Origin of the sequence: Catenulispora yoronensis (assembly GCF_039531695.1) — a bacterium.
Taxonomy (GTDB): domain Bacteria; phylum Actinomycetota; class Actinomycetes; order Streptomycetales; family Catenulisporaceae; genus Catenulispora; species Catenulispora yoronensis.
Genome location: NZ_BAAAQN010000041.1, coordinates 33,985 through 58,796, shown reverse-complemented (window position 1 = coordinate 58,796; position 24,812 = coordinate 33,985). Strand labels below are relative to the sequence as shown.

The 24,812-nt window shown below is 66.4% G+C and carries 22 protein-coding genes; 13 read left to right on the top strand and 9 right to left on the bottom strand.

The genetic code is table 11. From position 1 onward, the window contains the following. Nucleotides 1–112 precede the first annotated feature (112 nt). The 13 genes from ABD481_RS28685 (at nt 113) to ABD481_RS28625 (ending at nt 14,840) form a co-directional block, all read left to right on the top strand. Nucleotides 113–238, top strand: a complete 126-nt coding sequence (locus ABD481_RS28685; RefSeq protein WP_344668900.1) for a hypothetical protein — start codon at nt 113–115, stop codon at nt 236–238. Between the two features lie 256 nt (nt 239–494). Next, nucleotides 495–1,790: an asparagine synthetase B family protein gene (locus tag ABD481_RS28680; protein WP_344668899.1), complete on the top strand. Its 1,296-nt coding sequence runs from the start codon at nt 495–497 to the stop codon at nt 1,788–1,790. Beyond that, nucleotides 1,787–2,524: a class I SAM-dependent methyltransferase gene (locus ABD481_RS28675; protein WP_344668898.1), complete on the top strand. Its 738-nt coding sequence runs from the start codon at nt 1,787–1,789 to the stop codon at nt 2,522–2,524. The genes ABD481_RS28680 and ABD481_RS28675 overlap by 4 nt, the downstream gene beginning before the upstream one ends. 90 nt (nt 2,525–2,614) lie before the next feature. Further along, a complete protein-coding gene (locus ABD481_RS28670) occupies nt 2,615–3,013 on the top strand; it encodes a hypothetical protein (RefSeq protein ID WP_344668897.1) in 399 nt (132 codons plus the stop codon). A gap of 248 nt (nt 3,014–3,261) precedes the next feature. Beyond that, nucleotides 3,262–3,531, top strand: coding sequence for a hypothetical protein (locus tag ABD481_RS28665; protein WP_344668896.1), 270 nt, complete (start codon nt 3,262–3,264; stop codon nt 3,529–3,531). A gap of 153 nt (nt 3,532–3,684) precedes the next feature. Next, nucleotides 3,685–3,864 (top strand): hypothetical protein, encoded by a 180-nt coding sequence (locus tag ABD481_RS28660; RefSeq protein ID WP_344668895.1) that lies wholly within the window; start codon nt 3,685–3,687, stop codon nt 3,862–3,864. Nucleotides 3,865–4,050: 186 nt separating this feature from the next. Beyond that, complete coding sequence (gene fxlM / locus ABD481_RS28655; RefSeq protein ID WP_344668894.1) at nt 4,051–5,334, top strand: methyltransferase, FxLD system; 1,284 nt, start codon at nt 4,051–4,053, stop codon at nt 5,332–5,334. A gap of 14 nt (nt 5,335–5,348) precedes the next feature. Beyond that, entirely contained in the window at nt 5,349–5,579 is a 231-nt protein-coding gene (gene fxlA, locus ABD481_RS28650; protein WP_344668893.1) for an FxLD family lanthipeptide, read from the top strand. 118 nt (nt 5,580–5,697) lie between these two features. Further along, complete coding sequence (locus ABD481_RS28645; protein WP_344668892.1) at nt 5,698–8,715, top strand: lantibiotic dehydratase; 3,018 nt, start codon at nt 5,698–5,700, stop codon at nt 8,713–8,715. Beyond that, complete coding sequence (locus ABD481_RS28640) at nt 8,715–9,956, top strand: lanthionine synthetase C family protein (RefSeq protein WP_344668891.1); 1,242 nt, start codon at nt 8,715–8,717, stop codon at nt 9,954–9,956. Before ABD481_RS28645 ends, ABD481_RS28640 begins: the two co-directional genes overlap by 1 nt. Then, a complete protein-coding gene (locus ABD481_RS28635) occupies nt 9,938–10,939 on the top strand; it encodes a thiopeptide-type bacteriocin biosynthesis protein (protein ID WP_344668890.1) in 1,002 nt (333 codons plus the stop codon). The genes ABD481_RS28640 and ABD481_RS28635 overlap by 19 nt, the downstream gene beginning before the upstream one ends. 68 nt (nt 10,940–11,007) lie before the next feature. After that, nucleotides 11,008–12,114 carry a hypothetical protein gene (locus ABD481_RS28630; RefSeq protein WP_344668889.1) on the top strand — a complete coding sequence of 369 codons (1,107 nt, stop codon included), beginning with the start codon at nt 11,008–11,010 and terminating at the stop codon, nt 12,112–12,114. A gap of 11 nt (nt 12,115–12,125) precedes the next feature. Further along, the gene (locus ABD481_RS28625; RefSeq protein WP_344668888.1) at nt 12,126–14,840 is read left to right on the top strand and encodes a DUF4365 domain-containing protein; all 2,715 of its coding nucleotides are present in this window, start codon (nt 12,126–12,128) and stop codon (nt 14,838–14,840) included. 214 nt (nt 14,841–15,054) lie between these two features. Here ABD481_RS28625 and ABD481_RS28620 read toward each other — a convergent pair whose 3' ends face one another. From ABD481_RS28620 to ABD481_RS28580, 9 genes are all read right to left on the bottom strand, one after another. Then, nucleotides 15,055–16,632, bottom strand: coding sequence for an IS1182 family transposase (locus ABD481_RS28620; protein WP_425559311.1), 1,578 nt, complete (start codon nt 16,630–16,632; stop codon nt 15,055–15,057). Nucleotides 16,633–16,697: 65 nt separating this feature from the next. Beyond that, nucleotides 16,698–16,949 (bottom strand): hypothetical protein, encoded by a 252-nt coding sequence (locus ABD481_RS28615; protein WP_344668887.1) that lies wholly within the window; start codon nt 16,947–16,949, stop codon nt 16,698–16,700. A gap of 343 nt (nt 16,950–17,292) precedes the next feature. Continuing rightward, nucleotides 17,293–18,426 (bottom strand): IS30 family transposase, encoded by a 1,134-nt coding sequence (locus ABD481_RS28610; protein WP_425559312.1) that lies wholly within the window; start codon nt 18,424–18,426, stop codon nt 17,293–17,295. Nucleotides 18,427–18,527: 101 nt separating this feature from the next. Beyond that, entirely contained in the window at nt 18,528–19,007 is a 480-nt protein-coding gene (locus ABD481_RS28605) for a hypothetical protein (RefSeq protein WP_344668885.1), read from the bottom strand. Nucleotides 19,008–19,224: 217 nt separating this feature from the next. Then, nucleotides 19,225–19,590, bottom strand: coding sequence for a hypothetical protein (locus tag ABD481_RS28600; RefSeq protein WP_344668884.1), 366 nt, complete (start codon nt 19,588–19,590; stop codon nt 19,225–19,227). Between the two features lie 20 nt (nt 19,591–19,610). Continuing rightward, the gene (locus ABD481_RS28595) at nt 19,611–20,684 is read right to left on the bottom strand and encodes a DnaB-like helicase N-terminal domain-containing protein (protein ID WP_344668883.1); all 1,074 of its coding nucleotides are present in this window, start codon (nt 20,682–20,684) and stop codon (nt 19,611–19,613) included. A gap of 2 nt (nt 20,685–20,686) precedes the next feature. Next, entirely contained in the window at nt 20,687–21,328 is a 642-nt protein-coding gene (locus tag ABD481_RS28590; RefSeq protein WP_344668882.1) for a hypothetical protein, read from the bottom strand. 152 nt (nt 21,329–21,480) lie between these two features. After that, entirely contained in the window at nt 21,481–23,310 is a 1,830-nt protein-coding gene (locus ABD481_RS28585; RefSeq protein ID WP_344668881.1) for a type IV secretory system conjugative DNA transfer family protein, read from the bottom strand. A 3-nt stretch (nt 23,311–23,313) separates the two neighbouring features. After that, nucleotides 23,314–24,807, bottom strand: a complete 1,494-nt coding sequence (locus ABD481_RS28580; protein ID WP_344668880.1) for a type VI secretion protein — start codon at nt 24,805–24,807, stop codon at nt 23,314–23,316. Nucleotides 24,808–24,812: the final 5 nt, after the last annotated feature.

Below are 24,812 nucleotides of genomic sequence, written 5' to 3'. Positions count from 1 at the left end.
CATCCAGGAATGTCGATCTTAATCAGGGCCCTTAGTTTCAGATCGCCGCTCACCAGCTGCCCAGCTCTGGTAAGGAACGCCCCCCACCCGACTCACAACCAGGAGACGAACGATGAATATCGACGAGCTGTTCGACGGCCCTCTCGTCACCACCATCCCGAGCCTGATCCAGCTCAACTCGGACAAGGCCCCCGGCGACGGTGACGGCGAGGACATGGGCGACCACTGCGCGAGCTAGCCGCAGCCCACTGACTGGCCGCGCCCGGGGCGGCAACCACACAAGCCCCCGGGCGCGGCCCGCCACCCACACCACCACCCCCTACGGACGAGGACACGCGATGCTCAGCTTCGACGTCGACCTGTCCGCCCCTGGTGTCCACGAATGGATCTGGGACGGGCAGCAGTGGGCCTGTCAGGCCGGATGGATCCGGCCGTACGCCCACCCGGCCCTGACCGCCACCACGGACACGCGCGGTTCGCACACCACGTTCACCGTGGCCGAGAACGGCGAGGGCGGCGACTTCGTCAGCCTGGACGTCGGCCGCACGACCGCCCGCGTCCAGGCTGGCACGCTCGGCCGGGCCCCCGTCTACATCCGCCACCGCGACGGGCGCCTCACCGGAAGCTGGCAGATCACCGACCTCATGGATCAGCTGCCCGCCGGCTCTCTGAACGAACGTGCCATCGCCCGAGCCCTGACCCGGCGACACCGCTACAGCGCCGACACCCTGTTCCCCGACATCATCCGCTTGACCGAGCGCGCGACTGTCGCCGCTGGCGCCGTCGGGATCGAGGTGGCCTACCCCGAACCGATCGCGCACCCTTTCCGGCGTGCCCTGAAGGCTGGCGTCGACCCGACCGACGTGTTCGCCCGCCTGACGTTTGACCACCTGATCAACCGTGGCGTCCAGGCCGTCGAACTGTCCGGAGGCGTGGACTCAGGCGTCGTCGCCTACGACGTGTTCCGCGCCACCGGCGCCCAGGTGCTCAGTTTCGGCCTCATCATGCCCGGCGCTCACCAGCAGGCGCAGAAGGAGCGGCGCGCCGCGATCTGTGCCGCGTTCTACCTCGCGGATACCGAGGTGCAGGCCGAGCGGAATCTACCGTTCGGGCCGGGACGCCGTCTCGCCCTCCACGACCCGTCCAGCTCCTATTACTGCGAGGCGTTCGACGTGCTTGCTGAGACCGCCGCGGCGGCTGGCGTCCGGACGATGGCGACCGGGTTCGGCGGGGACGAGCTGATGGCCTGCGCCACCGACACCCGCGCGATCCCCACCGAGACACGCGTTCCCGCCTGGCTTGGCGGCAAAGCTCGCGCCGCACTCGAATGGATTGATGACAACGGCGCGCCGTCCGCCCACCTGTCGCACTCGACCCTGACCGCGCTGTCCTCGCATGCGCCGGGCATGCTGTCCGCTGGTATATGGCAGGTCGCGCCGCTTGCTGACCCCCGCCTGATGCGGCTGTGCCGACAGCTTCCCGAGACTTGGGTGGTCGGTAAGCGGCTTATCAGGGAGCGCCTTTCCCACGAGCTGGACCCCGCGATCGCCGGCACCCCGTCGCCGGAGTCGTTCCGGCCCCTGATGCAGCGGGCGCTAACCCGCTTCGGGCTGCCCCTGCTGGAGACCTTCCTCAAGCAGGGGATGCTCCTGGCGGACCTCGGCTTCGTTGAGCCCCTGGTCCTCCAGGCGGCGATTGGCACCGGGCGACGCACGAAGAACATCGATTCCCAACTGGCCGACGTGATCCGCCTCGAACTCGGCCTCCGAAAACTGTGGAGCCAGCCGTGACAGTACCCACCGCTATGGAAGACCTCGAAGTCGCATCGCTGCTGTATCGGGAACCCGGGTTCTACGCCGAGATGACCGACGCCGCTGCTCCGAAGATCGCCGCGTCGATCGCGGCCGTGGTACGTCTGTACGGGCCGATCGACGCGGTCTCCGTGCTGGACGTCGGCTGTGGCACTGGGGCGATCCTGGAACAACTGGCCAAGACGTACTCCCACGCCGTGGGCGTAGATCTGCTGCCCGGCATGGTCGAGGTCGCCTCGGAAAAGCGCGCCCACCTGGACGTTCGGTGCGGCGACATGCGCACGGCCCGGCTCGGCGAGGTGTTCGAGGTGGTGGTCTGCGTCGGCAACGCCCTGTCCTACATGATCCGGGACCAGGACGTCACCGCAGCATTCGCGACATTCGCCAAGCACTGTGTGCCCGCCGGACTCCTGCTGATCCAGACCTTGACCGACTTCCCGAAGATCGGCGTCACCAAGGAGTCAGTTGCGCTGGTCGCCGGGCGGACCGCGAAAGCCACCGTCAACTACCGCGTGGACCCCGACGGCGCACTGGTGACCAACCGCACCTGGGACTTCGGGGACGGCCAGGTCGAGCAGGACCGGATCAGACGCAGGGTCCTTCCGATGACCGAGCTGTCGAACTTCGCCGCCGCGGCCGGATTCCGTCCCGCGGACTGGCCCGAGCCGATGCCCGGCGGCGTGGCGGCGTTCGTCAAGCACACCGGCGCATAGACCGGCGGACCCGCCGGCCGGTTGAGGGGCCGACCGGCGGGCCGCCAACACACGACAGACATCACCAGAACGAACAGGAGGCAGCACCCGATGGCCGGCACGCATACCAAGCGCACACCGCTGACGGAAGTCGCAGCGCTCGTGACCGCTGACCGGGCCACCGGCAACGTCCACAGGCCTGACGTCAACCCCGCTGGCATCGCCGTCGCCGACGCCGCAGGGCTGGGTGATCGCATGATCGCTGGGCTGCGGTCCATTCCGGAATTACCAGGGAAGTCGGACCTGAATCCGTGGCGCGGCGTAACCGCCCGGTTCGACGCCTTCGCAGCCGGCCAGACCGGTGCCTCCGACGCGGTGCGCCAGCCGATCGCGAACTGGGCTGCCGAGGCCGCGATGGTTCGAGCAGCGTTTCGGGCCGGAGCCGGTCGAACGATTATCAGCCGGATCGGCGACGGGATGCCAACGGGTCCGCAGCGGGACCAGTTCTAGTACGGGCCGACCACGATGAGAACCCTGTTTGCTCCCGGTCCCGGGCGCCACGCCCGGCAACGAGGCCGCGTAGTCGCCGACGCAACCGGCTCCTCACGGCCCGCCGCACGGCCCGCCGCACGGCCGACCGAGGAAATCGGTCTCGGCGCGCGGGCCGGTGACGCCGACTGGTTGGGACGGCGACGCATGTTCACTGCCGACGCCGACATGGGCGTATGGGTTCGCGCGAGCGACTTCAAGGAAATCGTATGACGTACAGATGGGACCGCCTCGCCTCCGGCACGGCCGCAGGCTCCGTGCTCGTGCTGATCGGCCACGGCCACAAGGTCACCGTCAGCAGCGGGCCCACACCCAGCCTGAACGGCGCCGCACTGGCCGAACTGGCTCGGAACCTGCCGCCGCGCCAGGCCCGACAGTGCCGACGAGCACGCCGCCGACTGCTGCGAGGACAACTGGCCGAGACCAGACGCGCCAACGCCAAGAGCCGCCGGTGGCCGGCACCTGACACGCCGCCGTGACCCTCGGCGTGCCCCAGACCACCGCGCCGGCCTGCGTCCTGCCGATCTCCCCCCGTGGATCCCCGCGGCCGGGCCGGCGCGGTGCAACACCCCGACCTCCGGACGACCCAAGTCCGGCAATGTCGGGTCGTAACGAAATTGAAAGGGCAGTGCGTGGCAGAGAACAGGACACCGGACGGTGCGTGGCCCTGGCTGATCGAGCACAGCGGAGGGAACACCACCTCGGAGACCTACGAGGAATACCAGCAGGCGATCGCGGACGGAGACACCGCGAAGGCTCAGCAGTTGATGGACCAGGCCAGTCGAAGCGTTACCCCACCGAAGACGAACTGAAGAGATTTCAGAGCCCTGATATTCGTGTGACGGCTCGCCGCGCCCGGCCCTAGGCTGACTTCTTCCCCGGAGAGTGACCGCCTGGATACGGTGCGCCTCGCCGGGTTCGCGCGAAGAAGGTTCCTTTGCCGGCCGCCGTGCTACCAGATCCACCCGCCAGCAGACACTAAGAACGAGGAAAACCCTATGACAGACGTGCCCATCCCGCCGCAGCCCACCGAGACAGACGTCGCGGTGAAGATGCGAAACGAGGTCGTGGACGACTTGATCGCCGAAGGCACCATCACCTCCGGGCCCGTGGAGGCGGCGATGCGGAAGGTGTCGCGGGAGCTGTTCGCCCCGGGCGCCCCGTTGGAGGAGGTCTACCACCGGTACAACGGCGTGGTCACCAAGCGGGACGATGACGGGACGGCCATCAGTTCGGTCTCCGCACCGCAGGTCCAGGCGTACATGATGGAGGCCGCCGGCATCACCCCTGGCATGAACATCCTCGAATACGGCGGCGGCGGCGCCAACGCCGCGATGCTGGCCGAACTGGTCGGAGACACCGGCCAGGTCACCACCGTGGACATCGACCCGGACGTGACCGAGCGTGCGGCCCGGGTGCTGGCCGAGACCGGTTACTCCCGTGTCAAGGTCATTCTCGCCGATGCTGAGGACGGCGTGCCGAGCCCCGACGGCTATGACCGCATCATGGTCACCTTCGGTGCATACGACGTCCCCCCGGCGTGGACGAGCCAGCTCGCCGAGAACGGGCGTCTCCTGGTGCCGCTCCAGCTCCGGGGATTGTCCCGCACGATCGCCTTCGAGAAGGAGGGCGACCACCTCGTCAGCTACACCTCCAAGCTGTTCGGGTTCGTTCCCGTCCAGGGGGCCGGCGCGCACGAGGCCACGTTGATCGTGATGCGCGACGGTGAGGTGACGTTCCGGTTCGATGAGGCTCTGACTTTCGACCCGAATCAGCTCAGGGATGTGTTCGACACGCCTCGGACCGAGGTCTGGTCCGGTGCGACGATCGGCCGCACCGAGCCCTGGGACACCGCCCACCTGTGGCTCGCGACCGCGCTCCCCGGGTTCTGCCGGGTCGTGCTGGACAAATCCAAGAACAGCGGCCTGATCAGCCCGCCCGGCAGCCACACCGCAGCCTCGGCGGTCGTTGAAGGCGACAGCTTCGCCTACGTCACCACTCGCGGCGCCGCCGACGCCCCAGACGTGGAGTTCGGGGCCCACGCCTACGGTCCCCACGCGGACGAACTGGCCGAGCAGCTCGCCGAACAGTTGCGTATCTGGGCCAACGAGCACCGTGGCGGCCCCGGGGCGAAGTTCTACATCCACCCGGCCGGCACCCCCGGCGACGCACTCCCGCCAGGGCGCGTCATCGACAAGCCACACAGCCGGATCACGATCTCCTGGCCGGCGTCAGCGACCGCCGGCGCCGGCCAGGGCGCCATGCACCACCCCAACGAGTAAGGAGAGTGGTCAACATGTCCGACGCCCAGTTCTCGGGCAGCGCCACCGCGCTGGCCGAGCGACCCGGCACCACCACCCCGGAGACGGACAACCTCGCCGACTTCGAGAAGGAGTTCGACATCGACCTGCGCGTCGTCGTCACCCACGGCCACATCATGGGCGACTGCGACACCAGCGACGGGTGCGGCAGCACCTGCTCCGGCAGCGACAGCTCCTGCAACTCCTTCACCGACAACCCGGGCTGATCGCCCGGCCGCTGGCGCGCCTGACCATCGGTCGGCGGGCCAGCGGCCTACAAGCCCCGTAAAGAATGAGGGAGGGTACGAGGTGCCGGCACAGCGGTGGACTTACCAGTGGAGCCCAGTGGCGATCCTCCGGGCGAGCACCGACCCCGGAGGGCTGGACCTGCCGGAAGACCAGGCCCTGTCGGGCGCACAGGCAACTGCATGGCTGGCAGGGCTATGGCGACGCGACGACGTCCGAATGGCGCTCGCCTGCGCCAGTCCCGCCCTGTGCCATCAGATAGAGGCCCTTGCTACCCGGCCCTCCAACGATGCCAAGCAGGTACGCCGGACCGTGCTCGCCACGGCGGCGTACCTGCTGCGTTGGCAGCGTCGCCCAACGCCGTTCGGGCGATTCGCTGGCGTAGGCGTCGTGCGGATAGGGGCAACGGCAAAGGCCCGTTTCGGCAACGACCACACCGCATGGCTGCGGGTCGATGCCGGCTGGCTCGCCCCAGTGATACGCCGACTGCACCAATCCACCGAGCTGGCCCCCCTGCTGCGCGTTGTCGCCAACGACACCGCCGAGATTCGCGGCGAGCGGATCGTAATACCCGGCGCCGCTTCAGACCTGGACACCCAGAGCCTCGCGCCGCTGGAGGCATCCATCGGTGCGACCCGTCCGATGCGTTTCGTGATGGACGCCGCCCGCGAGCCGGTCACGGTCGCTGAGCTGGCCGACGCACTCCGCGAGCAGTTCCCGGGCGTGGCGAATGCCAAGATTCACGTTCTGCTGCGAGACCTGATCGACCAGCAGTTCCTTATCAGTGCTCTGCGTGCACCGATGACCGAACCGGATGCGCTGGCGTACCTGTGCGATGAGTTGGCGGCTATCGGAGCTGGCGCTTTGCCTCAGGTCGCCGACTTGTTCACTGGCCTACTGGCGATTCGCGACCGACTAGGCAGCGGGACCAGACCGGGACAGATCGCTGCGCGCATGAACGAGGTCAACCCGTCGGCCGACACGCTACTGCTGACTGACGTAGCGCTGGACTCCGAAGTCCAGATACCCGAGCCAGTAGCGCGCGAAGCCGCTGACGCAGCCGCGATCCTGCTTCGGCTGTCGCCGTACGCCCTCGGCTTCCCCGCCTGGCGCGACTACCACGCGAGGTTCCGCGCCCGCTACGGCACCGGCGCCCTGGTGCCGGTGCCCGACCTGATCTCGGACGCAGGACTGGGCGTGCCGGCCGGCTACATGGGCTCGGCCGCCGAGCAGCCCGCTCGCCAAGTCACCGCGCGCGACGAGAAACTGCTAGCCCTGATACAGACGGCGGTCATCGACGGCAGCAGCGAAATCGTCCTCACCCCCTCGATCATCGATGACCTGGCCGCAGTGTCTGCCGCCGACCTCGCGCCACCCGCGAGTCTGGAAATCGCCTTCGAGATCCATTCCTCCTCCGTCGAAGAGTTGGGCCGCGGTCGTTTCCGGCTCTCGGTCACCGGGACACCGCGCCCCGGTAGCAGCATGGCCGGCCGACACCTCCGGCTCCTGCCCGACGACGACCGCGCATCGATCGCCGCGGTCCTGGCCGCGACCGAACCGGATACCCTCGCCGCGCAACTCTCCTTCGCACCACGCAAGCGCCGCAACGAGAATCTGGTGCGCACCGGCGTGATCCTTCCCCACGTCATCCCGATCGGCGAAGACCGCAGCCGGTACGCCCGCCCGATTGATGTCTCAGACCTGGCCGTCACCGCCGACGACACCCGCTTTCACCTCGTCCAGATCTCCACCAATCAGCGCATCGCGCCACGCGCCCTCCACGCTCTGGAAGCTGCCATCCAGATTCCGCCCCTGGCCCGGTTCCTGTCCGACGTGGTCACAGCACGCGGCACCGTCTACCAGGGGTTCGCGTTCGGCGCTGCGGCACGCCAGCCGTACCTGCCCGCCATCCGCTACCGGCGCACGATCCTGTCGCCGGCCAGATGGCTGCTGCATGTCTCGGACCTTCCCAGCAAGGCCGCCACTGACCAAGATTGGGACGACGCGCTCACCCGATGGCGCCATCGCTGGCACGTCCCCGACCATGTCGCCATCGTTGAGCACGACCGACGACAGCCAATCGATCTCGGTCATCGGATACACCGGATGGTGCTGCGTAGCCGGCTTGAGCGATCCGGAACAGCCGAGCTGCGTCACGCCGCGGCCGCGGAAGATCTGGCCTGGCTGGGCCGCGCGCATGAAGTCCTCCTTCCGCTGGCCCTGCACAACCCGAACGCAGCCGCGCACCGCCCGGCCGCCACATCGGCCCGACCCGTCACCCTGGATCAAACCGAGCTGCCCGGCGCGAGCGATGTGCTCTACGCCCAGCTCCACACGCATCCCGCGCGCGAGGCAGAGGTCCTGACTGACCACTTGCCACTCCTGCTTGCCGACCTCGGCGACCTTACGGCGGCGTGGTGGTTCCGGCGGCACCGGAGCCTGCGCCATCCTCAGGCGGAGCCGTTCCTTGCCCTACACATCCAACTGACCACCCCAACCGACTACGGTGCCGCCGCCACACAGGTAGCGGCCTGGGCCGGGCTGCTACGCCGGAAACGGCTGATGTCGCACCTAACCCTGGCGAGCTACCAGCCACTCCGCGGCCGGTATGGTGACGGTGACGCCGAGCCGGCCGCACGGCTCGTCTTCGCCGCCGACTCAGCTGCCGCACTCGCGCAGATCGCCGTGGCAGCCCGAACTGGAACAAGCGCCCAGGCCCTCACGGTTGCCGGAGCCGTCGACCTGGCGGTGGCCTTCGCCGGGCCCACGGCGCTGGACTGGCTGATCCGCAGCCTCGCCCAAGACCGCGGACCCCTCAGCCCCGCCCTGCGGGACCAGAGTCTCCAGCTGGCAGACCCCGACCGGCAGCGAGCTAGGTTTCACCAGCTCGCCGGCGCCGACCAGATCACCGCTGCCTGGCGAGCGCGAGCAGGAGCGTTGAGCAGCTACGCCGACATCCTCAGCGCGCAACGCGACCCGGAGACAGTCCTCTTGCCGCTGTTGCGCGCGCACCACAACCGGGCGATGGGCGTTGAGCCCGACGCCGAACGGCTGACGTTCCGCCTCGCGCGTTTGTACGCGCTTCGGGCACTGGCCACCAAGCAGAAGGAGACATAGTGGCCAAGCTCGCAGCAGCCGCCAGCGCGAGCCCGATGCTCGCCGAGGTAAGCGCGCGCTTCTGCGCCGACCTGCCCACGGCGACCCCGCCACCGCAAGACGAACCCTGGCATGGTCAGTCCCTCGCCAAGGGCGCTGCTGGGATTGCCCTGCACCGTATCGAACTCGCTCAGACGCACCGTGCCGAGTGGCGGCATGCCCACGGCTGGATTATCGCAGCGACCAGCAACGGAGCCAGCGCCGCCGACAGTACCGGGCTTCTCCTCGGGGCTCCCGCCATCGCGTTCATGCTCCATGCCGCCTCCGGCAAAGACCGTTACGCCAACGCCTCCGCCGACGTCGGCCACGCCGTGGCCACGCTCGCCGAACGCCGCGTCACCACCGCCACCGAGCGGATCGCCACCGGCGCAACCACCGAGTTCATCGAATACGACCTTTTCCATGGCCTGACCGGTATCGGCGCCGTCCTCCTCCAGACCGACCCGGCCGGCGGCGCCATGGAGCAGATCTTGGACTATCTCGTCGCACTCACCCGGCCACTGCGTCACGACGAACGGACCCTGCCGGGATGGTGGGTCAGCCACGCCCCTGAGCGGCTGACGTCCGCGGCCTATGCCGGTCACGGCAACTTCGGCGCCGCCCACGGCATCACCGGACCCCTGGCGCTCCTGGCCCAGGCCGCCCGCCGTGGCCTGATCGTCAAGGGGCACCGAGAAGCCATCGAGACGATCTTTACCTTCATGGACAGCTGGCGGCAGGACTCCCCGGCCGGCTCCTGGTGGCCTGAGTGGATCACCGTCGGCGAGCTGGAGACGGGGCGCTGCAAGCAAGTCGGCCCCGAGCGGCCGAGCTGGTGCTATGGAACTCCCGGCATTGCCCGCGCTGGCCAGCTGGCTGCCATCGCTACCGGTGACACCTCCCGCCAAGCCGTCTACGAGAACGCGCTTCTAGCCTGCCTTGATGACGCCACCCAACGGAAAAGGATCATCGACGCTGGAATCTGCCACGGGGCGGCCGGCCTGTTCCAGGCCGTATGGCGTGCCGCGAACGACGCAACGGATCAGCGACTTCGCGACCGACTCCCCGGCCTTGCCGACGACTTGGCGCGCCTCGCACAAGACGAATCCACCGTCGGACCCGGTTTTTTGCTTGGACGAGCCGGATGTGCTCTGGCGGTCCAGACCGCAGCGACCGATGCCGCACCGATCTCGGGATGGGACGCATGCCTGCTCATCGACTGACTCGCGTCACTCAACCTGTCAACGACTCGGCCATCGGCGAAGCCCTCGCCGGTCAACCGCTAGCAGCGGTTGCCGACCGGCACCACCTGAACGTCGCCGAGCTGGCCGAAGCCGTCGAGATCTACCGCGCTGCCGGGCGCCACGCCCTCCTTCAGCAAACGTCAACGACGTGGCACCAGGTCTACGTCCAGTTCATCAACTGGGGCGCCGCCGAATTCGCCGCCTCCGAACATCTGGCCCCGATCCTGCGCAGAGCGGAGGCCGAAGGTCGCCTCGCCGCGTGGTGGTTCATGCGGAAACACCCTTACTGGCGCCTCCGACTCAAGCCGGGCCCAGCTGGTGGCGACCTGCCCGCAGACTTCGCGACCGAGCTGCACTCTCTCACCCAAGCGAAGCAGATCGCCGCGTGGCACACTGGAATTTACGAGGCCGAGACAGCCGCCTTCGGCGGTTTCTCCGATGTCGCGCACGATCTGTTCACCGCGGACAGCTCCGCGATCATCGATCTTCTCCGACCCCCGGGCATTCCCCTCGGCCGGCGCGAATTGTCCGCCCTCCTAATCAGTACCCTGTTCAGGTCCGCACGGCTGGAATGGTACGAGCAGGGCGACGTGTGGTCCCGGGTTTGCGCAGAACGACCTCTTCCCGACGACGTCCCCCAAGACAAGATCACGCACATGGGGAACGGACTGCGCCAACTCCTCCGCACCGACACCAGCGCCGACGGCCCATTGTTCGGCGCTGCCGGAAGCTTGCAAGCCGCTGCGGACTGGGTCGATGCTTTTCGCACAGCCGGCCTTGCCCTCGGGACAGCCGCTCGATCGGGAACGCTTCAGCGCGGCCTCCGCGAGGTCATGTCCTATCTGGTCATCTTCCACTGGAATCGCCTCGGCCTACCGGCCCGAACACAGAGCATCCTCGCTGGCGCCGCGAAGTCCGCCATCCTCGGACCGCCGCCTTCTCCCGCCGAGCCGCAGTCATGATGGCCTCGCCAGGCGCGCCCCAGCCCGATCCGCTCCGGCGCGTCCTGGCGCTCCTGCCACTGACCCGAATGACCCGACCCCGCTGCGCCGAGTTGCCGCAACGGATCGAAGAGATCGCGGACCTCGCCCGAACCGCGACCGATCAACCGGGACTCGGCAATGAGGAACGTCTCAACCGCGTCTGTGCGGCGCTGAATCTGGCCGCGCTGGTGGCCGCCGACTGCGGCCTTCCCGATCTCGCGATCGACTTCTGCGAGCGGCAGTTCCAGATCTTCCACGCGGCCTGGCCCGTCACTGGAAACACGGCCATCTGCGCCCTCCAACCCGTCGTAAACCTGGCACGCCTGGCCAACCGGAGAGGCGATCACGAAGCGGCCTACCAGTCCTTCGACGAACTCAACAACGCGGTCCACCACGGCGACGCTATCGCCGTCAACGGCGTCGCCGTCTCCTTCGCTGGCTTCACGACATCCGCCTCGGATCTCTCCCTTGCGGCGCCGTGGCTGCGTGACGTGCTTCGGGTGGAAGGCACACGCGCGCTGACAATGGCAGGACGCTGGCAGGCGGCAACCGAGCACGCCGCCCGGTACGACGACTCACCCGAGCGGCTACGCGAACACCGCCAGGTGCTCGCCGTATCCCAAATTCTCGACGGCCAGGCCGCCGTTGCCACCAGTCTCATCCTTGAGTCCGTCATGACCGAGGCGTGGGAACGGGCGGTCGCCCTGTGCCTACGTCTGTTCGCAGCTCAAAGCGTCGGAGACAACGATACAGAGGCAGCTACCAGTCTCGGCGAAGCCGTGGCACTCCTGCGGCTCTCCCACGAGCGGCGAACTGCCGTTTTCCGGTGTCGGCTTGGCTCGGTCGCCATCGATCTCATCGGGCCCTCGTCGCCCAACGATGCACTGCTCCTTGAGGCGCAGCTCTTTGCGGACGCAGCGGGCTCGGACGACGCCTACGTTGCGCGCGAATTACTCAGCCACTCATTGGCTTGGTCGATGCCCGCGCCACAACAGTTCGCACCCCTCGCCGAAATGGTCCAGAAGGCAGGGCTCGACGCCGGCGGCGTTCCGGAGCCCACGCTCGCTGCACTCCGCGACTCCGTTGGCGTCGCCGAGGCCGTCCTATCATGGCTGCTCAGAGCAGACGGGAATCAACATGACCCGCACGCCTAGTACAGGAAACGGTGCTGGGTATAGGGGTTGATACGCCTAGCGGTTGGTCCTGGCAGGCTCTGGCGCGTCGCGTCGTCGAGCGGGACGAGGAAGCGATCGAGCTGTTAAAGAAGGAGGCTATGCGAGAAGATGGCACCATGATGAGGCGCAAGTCCTCCGCAAAGGTTGCCACCATAGGCGTGACACGTGTTCAACTTGCCGTTCAAGACAAACTCGGATGGTTGTTCAGAGAGCAACCTACCGACGATTACGGGATCGACGCTCAAGTCGAGGTCATAGACGGTGAGAACGTAAGCGGACGTCTGATAGCGCTTCAAATTAAGAGCGGAGAGAGTTGGTTTAACGACGCCGCGCTCGGTGGATGGTGGTTTCGCCCCAACGACGACCACGTGCAGTATTGGCTTAACCATTCACTTCCCGTCGTAGTGGTTCTCTACCACCCTGGAACCAAGCGGTGCTATTGGCAGCTGGTTAACCAGGAGACCTTGGCGAGAACGCAAGCGGATGGCTGGAAGCTCCTTATTCCCGCCACGCATGTGTTAGACGAAACGGCGGCGTCAGCTCTAGTCGAGGTGGCTGACGCAGATCCATCGGTGCTGAGAATACTGCGGCCAACGAAACCTCCGCTGGGTGTTCCGATTGAAAATTGCGACAATCCATTCCAGCTCGAAGTTCATCGGCCGATTGTCGTCAATGGAGCTCCGATCGGTCCTACTTCGTACGTGCTTCGAACTCATGATCACGTGCTCAAGGACGCGCTGTCTGACCCAGAATCAAAACTAATCGTTATCGTCGGTGGATCTTCCACCGGCAAGACGCGTGCGGCCTATGAGGCGGTCAGAGGTATGAACGGCTGGCGCTTGTATCATCCAATCTATCCGAGCAAGTCTGACGCACTCATCGCAGCCCTCGAATCCAATGACCTCGAACCAAAAACCATCCTCTGGCTGAATGAACTGCAAGACTACCTACTGGGGGACAAAGGCGAGACGGTAGCAGCTGCCTTGCGCCTCGCATTGGTGGAAGCGGAAGAAGTAGTGGCTATAGGTACAATGTGGCCAGAGTATTGGCAAAAACTGACCGCGTATGGAGTTGAGTCTGAGTCTTTCCCGCAGAGCCGCGATCTAATAGGCGGGATAGCCGTCAGAGTCGATATAGATAATGCGTTTGACCTGGCTATCTACGCCGAGGCGGCCCGAAACGATGCTCGCATGCGGCTCGCCCTACAAGCGTCTCCAAATTCGATCACGCAATATATTGCAGCCGGCCCAGCTCTTTTGGATTTTTATAGCGATTGCGTTAGTGCCGATCCTGGCGCATGGGCCGTTATGTGTGCAGCGATGGACGCGCAACTGATGGATTCGACAAATCCCGTTACCGAGGATTTCTTAGCGAAAGCGGCTCAAGGGTATTTGAGCGACGAGCAGTGGAATCTGTTACCGGATAGATGGTTTCCCGCTTCCATTAGGTACGCCTCCACGCTTCTGCGGGGTGCTGTGAGACCACTCTCTAAAGTACGGCCTAGGGCTGTCGGTGCCGACGTTACTAGCTATCGAATCGCCGACTACCTGCTTCAGCACGCGAAGAATACTAGAAGCGAGGCTCCAGTTCCCGCGAGTTTCTGGTATGCCGCATGTTCAGCAGAGCTGTCCGACGATCAGATCTCTTCTTATGCGCGTGCCGCCGATGACCGCGCGATGCATAGCGAGGCAGCCGAGCTCTGGCTCAAACTTGTAGAGTGGGGCGACTTGGAGGCTCTTTCTGCGCTACTTACAAACCCATCCCTCCCATCGGACCAGTCTATGAGGCTTGCTGTGGAGATGGTGGAGAAAATTGATGTTCAAGACGTATGGCAAATCCAATGGGCTTTGACTGAGCTTATCGACTATCCAGAGCTTACTGGAGCGCTAGTGGAACGCGTCGCTCAAGAGACTGAGATACTTGGCATTGGCTCTCCATTCGACATGTTTGTCGTACTGGAGGAGCTGAAGACGGCAGGCAAGGCTTTAGCCTTTACTGCTTACGTCGAGAAGATAGCCGCCCGTTGTGATGAAATAGTACTCGGCGATTTAAGTAATGAGGTCGATCTGATTCATATCCTCGCGGAATCTGGCAGTGACCGCGCCGCCTTAGCAGCCATGAGTATTGCTGCTCGCTATTTCGACCGGACATCTCTTATCCCCGAGGACCTTGCACGGCTACTAGTAGTAACAAAAGACCGTGATGTTCGACTCTATAGGGATATTCGAGAGAAGCTTAAAGTCGACTCAATTTCGTTCAATTTAACTGATCCGAATACGCTTCATTCCGCGGCATGGAACCTAGTTTCCGGAGGTATGGAAGATGCTGGGCGAGACTTGCTTGCGAAATTTGCTGGACAAATCGATGATGTAGAACTTGGGAGCACATATGCGCCGCTGGAGATTTTGGCGACGCTTACTCGCTATGATTTCAACGATGCCGCAAATGAGCTAGCCGTCAAGATATCGCTTGAATTTGATCCCGTACTTTCGCATATGTCTCAGGTCGCGCTGACCCATCTTTGGGCGATGTGTGACCGAGCGCCGTTTTATGCGATGGCACATCGTGTAGCACGGAGTGGCCCAATTCTACCAATTGAGGGGGCGGTAAAGCTCATCAAATATCTTCAAGGCCAATCGCTTGACGAGCTGGCTTCGCTCTACGCATCGCGCGTTGATGATTTCCGTCGTCGTGAAGGGGCATAATTGACGTTTGAAAGCGGGCCCTGCTAGATCAAGCGACCAGATGCTCTCGGCAGGGTTGGTCTCCGGGCGTATTCGGGCAGTACCACCAGGATCTGCCGCTGCCGTACTAGGAGCGTTCTGAAAATCTTCCGATGAGGTCGTCTGGTTCTGCCGGATGGCCTCGTCGTTTGTCTGGTTTGGTAGTGGGCCGGGGGCTGGTGTGGCCGGGGTCGCTTCAGTTGGTGACCTTGGTGAGGATCCAGCTGGTGTCGGTGGGGGCCAGGCCCAGGTTGATCAGGCGGCGCAGGTTGATGGCTCCGGTGCGCAGCAATAGCCAGGCGTCGTTCTTGATGGTCCCGAGGTAGTGCAGGCGTCTGCCGTGTGCGGTGAGGTGGGCGATGCCGCGTTCGACTGCGGGGCGCCATTGTCGGTATTCGTCCTGCCAGTCCGGGTCGGTGGCGGCTTGGATCCGGGCGGCGGCCTGCATGTCGTGATGGTCGGTGATGGTCAGGTGACGTCCGTTGATGGCTTTGGTGCAGCGTTCGCGCAGCGGGCAGTTGCGGCAGAACGTTTTGAACGAGGCGTTGCGCTCGCCGGCCGGGCGGGGCTTGCTCAAGGCGACGGTGTGTCCGGCCGGGCAGGTCGCGGTGCCGGCGGCGGTATCGATGGCGAAGTCATCCAGGGTGAACCCGCCGCGGGTGGTCTGCCGCAGTGGCGCCGGCTTGCAGAACAGGTCGTGTCCGGCCTTGGCGAGTTCGGCGCGGATGGCCGCGCCGCCGTAGGCGCAGTCGCCCAGCACCGCCAGCGGCCCGGTGGCGTCGGTGAGCAGTTCGGTGGCGAGGGCAGCCTCGTGGTGCTCTGGGCCGCAACCCGGGCGCATCTGCACCGCGGTGAACAGCCCGGTCTGCGGCTCCAAACAGACATGAGCCTTGAACCCGGCCCGGTAGTCGGACACGGTCTTGTGGATGTGCCGGGCCGCAGGGTCGACGGTGGAGATCACCCGGTCCCGGACCGTGCCCTTGGCGATGCGCCAGCGACCGTCCCGCCCGTCGGAGTCCGGCGCGAGTTCCACGTCTTGACCTGCGACCAGCGCCAACAGCCCGACCGCGTTCGCCGCAGCCTCGCCGTACTCGGTCTCGGGCAGATGCCCCAGCAGCATGTGTGCATCGGTCACCAGGGCATCGACCAGCCCGTTGCGGGCCTGGTCGTCGTCCCAGGCGATCCGCGGCTTGCCCGGATCGGCGTAGTCGTGCGCCGTACAGTGCCGGGCGACGACCTCGCCGGCGCCGGGCACCTCCCGCACGACCCGGCGGATGGCGGCGATCAGCTGTGTGACGGTGTCCTGGGTGGCCACCGCGTCGGTGAACACTGTCGAGTCCAGTACTCGGCGCCGCTTGCCGCGCAGCACCCCGGTCGCATCCACGACCTGCCGCACCCGCGTAAACAACCAGTCCGTGGCGCCGTTCGCGGCCAGGCGCCGCCGGAAGTACACGAACAACGAGGCATCGAACCCCGGATCGTGCAGCCCCAGCCCGGCAGCGGCCTTCCAGCGCAGATCCACCCGCAACGCCACAGCCGCCTCCGGATCGGAGATGTTCTGCAGCACCTGCAGCACACTGGCCACCGCCAGCACCTGCGGCGGTATCGACGGCCGCCCGTTCGAGGAGGGATACCACCCGGCGAACATCGACTCCGGGAACAACTCGTCCCGATGCTCGGCCAAGAACGCGAACACACTCGAAGCCGGTATCAACTCCCGGCAGGTCGCCCACACATCAGGGCCCACCGGCGCCTCGCCACGCCTCCCCATCACACCAACCAGCATGACTCCGAATCGGCCGATCCAGGGCCAAACCGGCCAAGATTTTCAGAACGCTCCTAGCGCACCAGGCTGCTCGTGGCCGCGATCAGGTCGTCCGCCGTGATCGTGGTGATCGCGGATGTCGTCAGCAGCGCTCCTGAGTCGGCGAGCCGGAGATCACGCTGTGCAATCGACTTCTCATAGAGGTTGCGGACGAATCTGGCGTTTCCGAGCTCGTCGATCCTGCCGCTGTCGCAGACGCGCGACATGATAAACTTCAATTCCACTGTCGCGGCGTCATCGAACGAGTTCTGCCCCGTTGAGGCCATGCAGTTGGCGATTGCTAGAAGCTCGGCGCTGTCATAGCTCGGGAAGTGGACGCGGGTTGTGAATCGGGACGACAGGCCGGGATTGTCTGCGGCGGTTTGGAGTGGCCCGGGTCTGGCGGCTAGAAGTGGCCCTGGGCCAGTTGCACTCGTGCCCGTTTTGTCTAGTGGCGGTCTCGGCTGGCCCACCCCGTCTCGCGGGCGCACAGCCGCATCAACGCAGGTCTAGCCACCGCCCTGCGGGCCCAGCCCGGGCCACTCAGATCGAAACCCAGCATCTGGATAGCCAAGAGACCGGGCCACTTCTAGCCGGGCGGATTCCAGTGTTGTTCGCAACACGGCGTCATTAGAGTGTTGCGATGAGCTTACCGAACAGCTCGGCAGGGGTGTCCCAGTCCAGGATCTTGCGGGGGCGGTCGTTGAGTTCGGCCGCGACGACGGCGAGGTCTTCGGCGCTGTAGAGGGACAGGTCGGTGCCTTTCGGGAAGTACTGGCGCAGCAGGCCGTTCATGTTCTCGTTTGAGCCGCGCTGCCAGGGGCTGGCGGGGTTGCAGAAGTAGACCGGGATCCCGGTGGCGCGGGTGAACTCGTCGTGCCGGCTCATCTCGCTGCCTTGATCCCAGGTCAGCGAGCGGGCGAGCTGTGGCGGCAGATCGGCGAAGACGTGGACGAGGGCGTCGCGGACGTGCTCGGAGCTCTTGCCGTCGGGAAGGTGGAGCAACACGACGTAGCGGGTCGTGCGGTCGACCAGCGTGCCGATGGCCGACCGGTTGCCTCGGCCGAGGATGAGGTCGCCTTCCCAGTGCCCGGGCTCCTGGCGGTCGTCGATGTCAGCCGGCCGTTGGCTGATCAGCGTTCCCGGATCGATGAAGCGCGTTGCACGGCGGTCGGCGTGCCGCCGCGGCCGGCGGGCCTGCCGACCGGTGCGCAGCCCGCCGGACCGGCGGTCCAGGCCACCGCGGTGGGTCAGGTAGACCGCCTGGTAGATGGTCTCGTGCGCGAGGTGACGCTCCGACTCGTCCGGGAACGCGTCACGCAGCGCGCGGCTGATCTGCTCCGGACTCCAGCGCTGGTTGAGGCGCTGCTGGATGTACGCCTTCAGCTCCGGGTCGCGGCGTATCTTGCCGTCCTTGGAGCGGGCCCGCCGCACCGCGGCCCGCTGCTGTGCGTAGAAGGGGTGGTACTTGCCGGTGCGGGGATGGCTGTTGCGACGCACCTCCCGGCTGATCGTGGCGGGGTTCCGGCCCAGTTCCCGCGCGATGCCCCGCAGGGTCTTCCCAGCGCGCAGCAGGTCGGCGATCGCTATCCGCTCGTCCTCGGACAAGAACCGTGAGGACAGCCCGCCGTCCTCACGCCGTTCGGCAATCGGTGCGTAGACACGCTCACGCCCAGCCCGATCGACGACTGTGCGGCCGTACCTCCACCGGTAACCCGTCTTGGGGTCGACCCCCACCTCCCGACACGCCGCCGCGTTGCTCATCCCCTGTGACATCAACCGAAGATACCGATCACGCTTGTCCGCCTGGGGCGCAGGCCCGGGCTTCCCGGGTCTCCCGAACGGCTTGGTCATCGCAACGTCCCTTACTCAGGCGTTGCGACCTCCTCTAGAACCCGCCCCGCCAGACCCGGGCCACATGAAGCCGCCACAAACAGGGTAGCCATGCTCAGGCGCGCCGCTGCGTCCGCGTGCTGCCCTGACTCGATCTGGTACGCGGTGACGGCTCGCCACACGTCCAACCTGTTGTCGAGCTGTTGGCCCGGCGCGTGCCGGCCGAGCCAGTAGGCGGAGGAGAGGGGTGTCCTGTTGCTGGTGCGCAGCGCCCCGAGATGCGCGGAGTGCCGTTCCATGGCTCGCAGCGCCTTGGGGCGGTCGACGCCGAGGTGATGTAGGCCGAGCCATCCGTCCGCGCATGTGGGGTCGTGCTCCACAGTGGCGAGGAAGCCACTGCGTGCGGCCTCGGTGTCCCTGGCGCCGAGCGCGCGCACTGCGGCGCGCCAGGACGACTCGGCTCGTCGGCGCGCGAGCAAGCCGGGCTTCTGGTCTGCCTCTTCGCTGTTCATGCTGACTACTCCATGTACGGCCGGTGCACCCAAAGCGCGCGAAGCATCCTACGTTCCCGGGTGGCTTCTGACTGCTCAGGCTGTGTTAGCGCGGTAGGAACCATTCTGAGGTATGCAATAGATGCATATATATTGTCCCATGAATCTCCACATTTTGTCAACTGTAATCTACGGTTTACCGTTGACATAGATGTTGGTACAAGCGCGGGCGGCTGCGTCAGGACTCGTCGCTTTCCCCGGTGGCCGGATTCGCCTTCGCGGCGCGGCGCAGCTCGCGGTTGCGGGCGTGGTTCTGGTCCGATTCGACGAAGTCGGGTCGGCGCTGGTCGAGATAGGCGGCAAGCCCCGCATCGGTAACCCGGGCCCACCGGCGGGAGTCGTGGTGGTACTGCCACCATGCTCCGGCGAGGTGAGCGATGTCCTCGAAGGCTTCGGAGAAGAACGTCGCCTCCCCGGTCTGGTGCTGGCGGGACATCTCTCGGTCGCTCAGGATGAGCGTGTCGGATCCGATCTCCGCCACCACAAGTTCCGCCGGGACGGCGGACTCGGTGGCGGGCCGGCCGCGCAGGATCTTCGGCATCATCGCGATTCGTCCTTCCTGCGTCACAGGCTCTGGGTCGGGCCGTCGTACTGCACGTCACGTCCGGTATCGCGTTGTGGCTGGTAGTCGCGTTCGACGTCCTGCCGGTATTCGTGGGTGTGCTGGAGCTGGCGCACCGCGCTTGCGGCCGAACCGATGGCGTAGGCCGGAGATACGTCGTCGCGCGACGCGCTGTTCGACAGCCGCTCGGCGGTGGCAGCGAGCTTGGCGGTCAGGTCGTCGGCCAGCAGCTGGCGTCCTACGGTGAACGCCGCGTCCTCGGGGATCTCCATGTCCCGCAGCGTGGTGATGTAGGCGGGAACGGCCGCGTACGGCTGTAGTCCGAATTGGTCAGTTCCGAGCGCGTCGTAGGCAGCGGCGCGGCGAGCCAGGTTCCAGGCGACGGTGATCTCGTCGACCGGTTCGTCCAGGCTGTCGATGTAGACGATCGTCTCGTAGACCTCACGGCGCGGGCCGGCGGCAAAGCGGTCGGAGCCGAGCCACGTTGAGACCTCGCGGATGTCCTCGGGGTGGCGCATCAGGTCGGCGAGCACCTGGTCCTGGCGGGCGAGACGTTCAGGTTCGGTCTGGTCGATCTCTACGGCTGCGCGGCCTGAGGCGATGTCGCTGATGTGCGCGAGTTCCGCCATCGGTCCGAACCGTGTCGCGTGGGTGCCCAGTGCCTCGGACAGCAGGGCCAGGTGCTCGCTGATCACCGCTGGTTCGGTGCCTGCCTGGGCGATGGCGCCGATGCGCTCGGCGTGTTCGGCGAGGTCCCGCCGGAAGGCCGCCTCCTGGACCATTCGAGCATAGGTCGGCGCGTGGTCTGGATCGGGGGTGTTGAGGGCGAGCGTGTGCAGCTCGAATTCCCACGCGAAGTCCATGGCCGGCAAGCGGGTGGCGACGTGGTCCGCGAACGCGACCCCGGTCAGGGACGGTGCGGCGGCGTGCACGTCCTGAATCGCGGCGTAGATGTCGCGGTGTCGCTGGAGCTCGAAGTCCTCGGTTCGCACGTACCGCAGTTCGTCGAGTTGGGCCGGGTCGGTCAGCAGGGCGCCGAGCAGCGCTCGTTCGGTGCTCATGGTGATGTCCGACATGATCAGTTCTCCTTCTTACCGGTCATCACTCGGCGCATCCGAGCGCGTTCTGCGATCACCCGGTCCACTTCGCAAGTGTTGGCGATGAACTCCTCGATCGAGGCGATGGCCGCCGGGTCGTCGATCTTGATCCATCGGTTTCGGGTGCGCTGCCACCAGTTGTCCTCGTAGCGCAGGCAGCCCTTGACGGTGGGCAATTCCAGGGCCTCGCTGGCGTCGATGGCGATCTGCATGGCTGCCGCCGTGATCCACTTTTCGTCCTGCATGGTGGTGCGCGGCCTTCCGCTCATCAGGGTTGCCAACGGGATGTTCTTAGTCGGGGTGTGGCTGCGCCACTGCTCGTATAGGGCGCGGTCGGTCGCGGCCAGGTGCTCGGCGCCGCGGTGGCCGGCTCGGCAGGTGCGGGCGTAGAACGGGACGGTGATCTCGACGAAGGCGCGCAGTTCCCGGTGCCAGGAGTGCGCCGTGTCTCCGGCGGCCCGGTTTGGACGGTCGTATATCTCCGTGCGCCAGATCATCAGGGCCCACAGTTCCTCGACGAGGCCGGGGTGCTGCGGCCAGCACGGTGGAATGCGTTCCTCGATCGACAACTCGTAGCGGTCGTGCAGCCATACGACCCAGTCGATCAGCTGTGTCCAGGCCACATCGCGGTCTGGGGCGCTGAGTGAGTGCCATTCGGGGATGCCGCTGCCGCGCGGCGGGCGCGGCCGGCGGGTCTCCCTCACTGCTCGCGGCAGGGGTATCGACGAGGGCCGGGCCGAGTGGGCAATCCGCCCGTCGCGGGTGCGTCCGGTAGTCACTTCATGTCCCCAGTCCCTGCGGTCTCCATGGCCAGGGCGGCGCGTGCTTGGCGCACCGCGACTTCGAAGAGCTTGCGGTCCGGACCCTCGTAGTGCCTGGTCATGCGGATGCGAACGGGTGCGGTCGAGCCGTGGAAGACGAGGGCTTCGCGTCGCAGGGTGGAAAGGCCGCGAACGTCCGACGCCGTAAGCACGGGCCGGTTCTCGTACGAGGTCTGAACCGTGGTGCCGTTCGCGCCGCGTTGCAGCGACCCGACGGCCTGTTGGTAGTCCCCGGCGAGGCGACACAGGTCGTCGATCTCACTGCCGCTGAGGCCACCCAGGATGACCTTGGCCGTGGTCGCGCCCCAGATCATCTCCGCGCCGATCGGGCCCCATTTGTCTGCGGCTTGCGCCATGTTCTGAAGCACCACTACGACGAAGATCCCTGATCCGCCGGAGTAGCTGAGCAGGTCTGGCAGGTCCGGCAGCGGGGAGACGTTCGCCGCCTCGTCCAGAAGTACGCCCAAGGGAGGGTCGAGTCGGCCGCCCGGGGATAGGTCGCCGAGCCGTTTGGCGGCCTCGGTGACCGTCTCGATGAACGCCGAGATGATCGGTGCCAGTCCGCCGGCCTGTTTGGCGGACACCAGCACGTACAGCGTGCCGTTGGCGCGCAGGAACTGCTCGATGTCCATGCTCTGGTCGATGGGCCCGCAGAACACCTCGCGGGCGGTCGGAGACATCAGAGGGCTGAGTCCGATAGTGGCGGTTGCCCACAGGTTGGCCTTGGTGACCTGCGGGGAGGCGTACATGTCGGCGAGCATGTCGGCTACCCCGGGCTCGGTGTCGGGGTGGTCGCGTAGCAGGCGAACGGCTGTGTCGTCGCGTTGGTTGAGCGACCAGCGCACCACGTCGTTCATCGACCCGCCGGTCAGCGCGGCGGCGTGCAGCCAGGCTGCAACTAGGTTGGTCGCCGACGAGCCGAAGAACCCGGCATTGGAGGAGTCCTGCTGTGCGTTCGAGCCGCCCTTGCCGACGCGCACGATCGTCTCGGCTCGCGCCTTGGCGGTGTCGTAGACGTGGCACCCGGCCGCCGGGGACCACTGCACTCCCTTGGGCCACTTGGGCATCCCGGTCGGGGCGAGCACAAGGACCGGGCCGACCAGGGCTCGCAGGGAGGCGGTCGCCTCGACGATGTCGCGGCGCACGGAAGTGACGATGGCCGGCCCCTTCCAACGGTGCAGCATCGGGATCATGACCTGGCTCGTTTTGCCCTGCCGGGCAGCGGCCAGGACGAGGACGGACTCCTCGGCCGACAGCGCGATCTTCGCGCTCCCCGGGATACGCCGACCCAGAACCGTGCCGACGTCCTCCACGTCGATCCGCTGGCCCTCCAGCGAGGGCCTGATCGTGGCGCCCATCTTGGTCACGGCACTCGTGGACAGGGCCTGCTGCACCTCGCTCCCGGAGGCGAATCCGCGCACGCGGCGTGTGCCGCGGTGGGCGATCTGCCGCCACAACACGGTGATCACCGTCCCCAAGAGAGCGAGAGCAAGGATGGCGGCGGTGACGAACCCGGCACGGCCGGGCAGGTCGGCGCGGGCGGCGATCGGCCACGCCTGCTTCGGGTCGCCCCAGTGCTTCGGCAGCGCCTTGGCGATCTGGAGAGTCTGGCCGATGGTGACGTGCGGCCACGCGAACTCGAAGAGCAGACCGGCCAACTGCCCGGCAAGGTACAGAGCCAAGGCGCCGCCGATACCCACGATGATGAGCGCGGCGATGACATAGTCGATCGGCTCGTCCAGAAGCGGGCGGCGCGGCAGCGGAGCGGGCGCAGTGGAGGACACGGTTCAGACCGCCATTTTTTCGTTTGTATAAAAGAGCTGACGCTCAAGTGGCGAGAGCACGGTCTGAACGATGTGCGAGGAGGTGCGCCCGACCTTCCAGACCGCACGGCCAATCTGCGCGCCCGACCAAGAGGAGATGTGCGCGCACTCAACGTCGGTCAGACCGATCTCGTCGCGGGTCATGCGCAGCGGCGCGGTGTCCTGGCGCAGGCAGATCCGCACGTCGCAAGACGCGATCAGGTTGCGGGCGATGGCGACTTCCTCCGAGCCGGCCGCGCCGACCTGTTCGAAGTCGGCGAGCCGGTGAGTGGCCAGCAGCTGAATCGTGCCCTGCGCACGGGAGAGGCGCAGGTCACTGTCGAGTTTGCGGATCATTGCGGGTACCCGCATAGCGCGCCACAGCTCGTCGCGCACCACCAGGCGCACCGGTCCGTTCGGCTCATCGATCGCGGCTTGGCCCCACGAGGACACGCAGGCCAGCACCATCGCCACGGTTTCGTCGCCGCGACCGTCAATGTAGGACAGGTCCACGGTCTGGATCGGGGCGTCGAAATCGAGCCGAACCGTCGTCGGCCCGTCGAACAGGCCGCTAAGCGAGCCGTGGATCATGTTGCCCAGGGCATCCGTCACGGGCCGGATCAGCTCGCGCAGCTCGGCCACCGAGTCATCACGGACCCGAAGGTCCACAGCCATCGAAGGGTCCGGATCGCGCAGCAGCGCCCACACCTCGGGGATCGTCGGGTCCTTCAGCACGCTCGCCCCGACGGCCTGGCCGGACGCGTGGCGGATGGCCAGCGAGATCGCCGCCTCCTCGGTCGGGGTCAGCGCCCGCTCCAGTCGCATGACCAGCAGCGTCGAAAGCAGCGTGACCCGGCGGCGGTGCACCTCGTCCAGGCGCTCGCGCAGCAACTCCGGATCTGCCGGCAGGTTTCTTCCCAGCGGCCCCGAGTCGAGGGGGTTCAAGCGATTACCCAGGCCCGGACCGAGCTCAACCGGCTCGACGCCCAGAGCCCTGGCCAGCGGCGCGTACTCGTTCTTGATGTCACCGAGGACGAAGGTCTTGACCCCGTACGGCATGAGCCGCAGCGAGATCGCCTTGGCGGTGCCGCTCTTGCCGACGCCCGGCATCCCGGTCAAGGCGATGTTCGGGTTCGTGATCACTCCCTTGGAGAGCCACACCAAGGGGTGACAGGTGAACGATCCGCCAGTCAGGCAGTCGTACCCCATGTAGGCGCCGGCCGCGGGCATCCCGCCGCCGTACAGCCACGGATACAGCCCCTGGACCTGCGCGGTCGAGCCGCGGAACGTGGGGACCGGCGGGAAGCGGGGGCTTCGGCCATGGAAGGGCTTGGCGCGTCCGAGCCGGGGCGGAAGCGGCTCGACGGCCGGGCGCTGCTTGGCGGCCTTGTTCTTCGTCGCCTTGACCGGTCGGGTTGTCACCGTGCCGCCGAGGGCGGCGCCGAGGTCGAACTCAGGCAGTTTGTTGCGTCGTCCCATGGCGG

Bases quoted from the DNA above. Each gene is read 5' to 3' on its own strand.
- ABD481_RS28685 (WP_344668900.1), top strand. From the start codon at position 113: ATGAATATCGACGAGCTGTTCGACGGCCCTCTCGTCACCACCATCCCG.
- ABD481_RS28670 (WP_344668897.1), top strand. From the start codon at position 2,615: ATGGCCGGCACGCATACCAAGCGCACACCGCTGACGGAAGTCGCAGCG.
- ABD481_RS28665 (WP_344668896.1), top strand. From the start codon at position 3,262: ATGACGTACAGATGGGACCGCCTCGCCTCCGGCACGGCCGCAGGCTCC.
- fxlM (WP_344668894.1), top strand. From the start codon at position 4,051: ATGACAGACGTGCCCATCCCGCCGCAGCCCACCGAGACAGACGTCGCG.
- fxlA (WP_344668893.1), top strand. From the start codon at position 5,349: ATGTCCGACGCCCAGTTCTCGGGCAGCGCCACCGCGCTGGCCGAGCGA.
- ABD481_RS28635 (WP_344668890.1), top strand. From the start codon at position 9,938: ATGCCTGCTCATCGACTGACTCGCGTCACTCAACCTGTCAACGACTCG.
- ABD481_RS28630 (WP_344668889.1), top strand. From the start codon at position 11,008: ATGACCCGACCCCGCTGCGCCGAGTTGCCGCAACGGATCGAAGAGATC.
- ABD481_RS28615 (WP_344668887.1), bottom strand. From the start codon at position 16,949: ATGGCCTCAACGGGGCAGAACTCGTTCGATGACGCCGCGACAGTGGAA.
- ABD481_RS28610 (WP_425559312.1), bottom strand. From the start codon at position 18,426: ATGAGCAACGCGGCGGCGTGTCGGGAGGTGGGGGTCGACCCCAAGACG.
- ABD481_RS28605 (WP_344668885.1), bottom strand. From the start codon at position 19,007: ATGAACAGCGAAGAGGCAGACCAGAAGCCCGGCTTGCTCGCGCGCCGA.
- ABD481_RS28600 (WP_344668884.1), bottom strand. From the start codon at position 19,590: ATGATGCCGAAGATCCTGCGCGGCCGGCCCGCCACCGAGTCCGCCGTC.
- ABD481_RS28595 (WP_344668883.1), bottom strand. From the start codon at position 20,684: ATGTCGGACATCACCATGAGCACCGAACGAGCGCTGCTCGGCGCCCTG.
- ABD481_RS28580 (WP_344668880.1), bottom strand. From the start codon at position 24,807: ATGGGACGACGCAACAAACTGCCTGAGTTCGACCTCGGCGCCGCCCTC.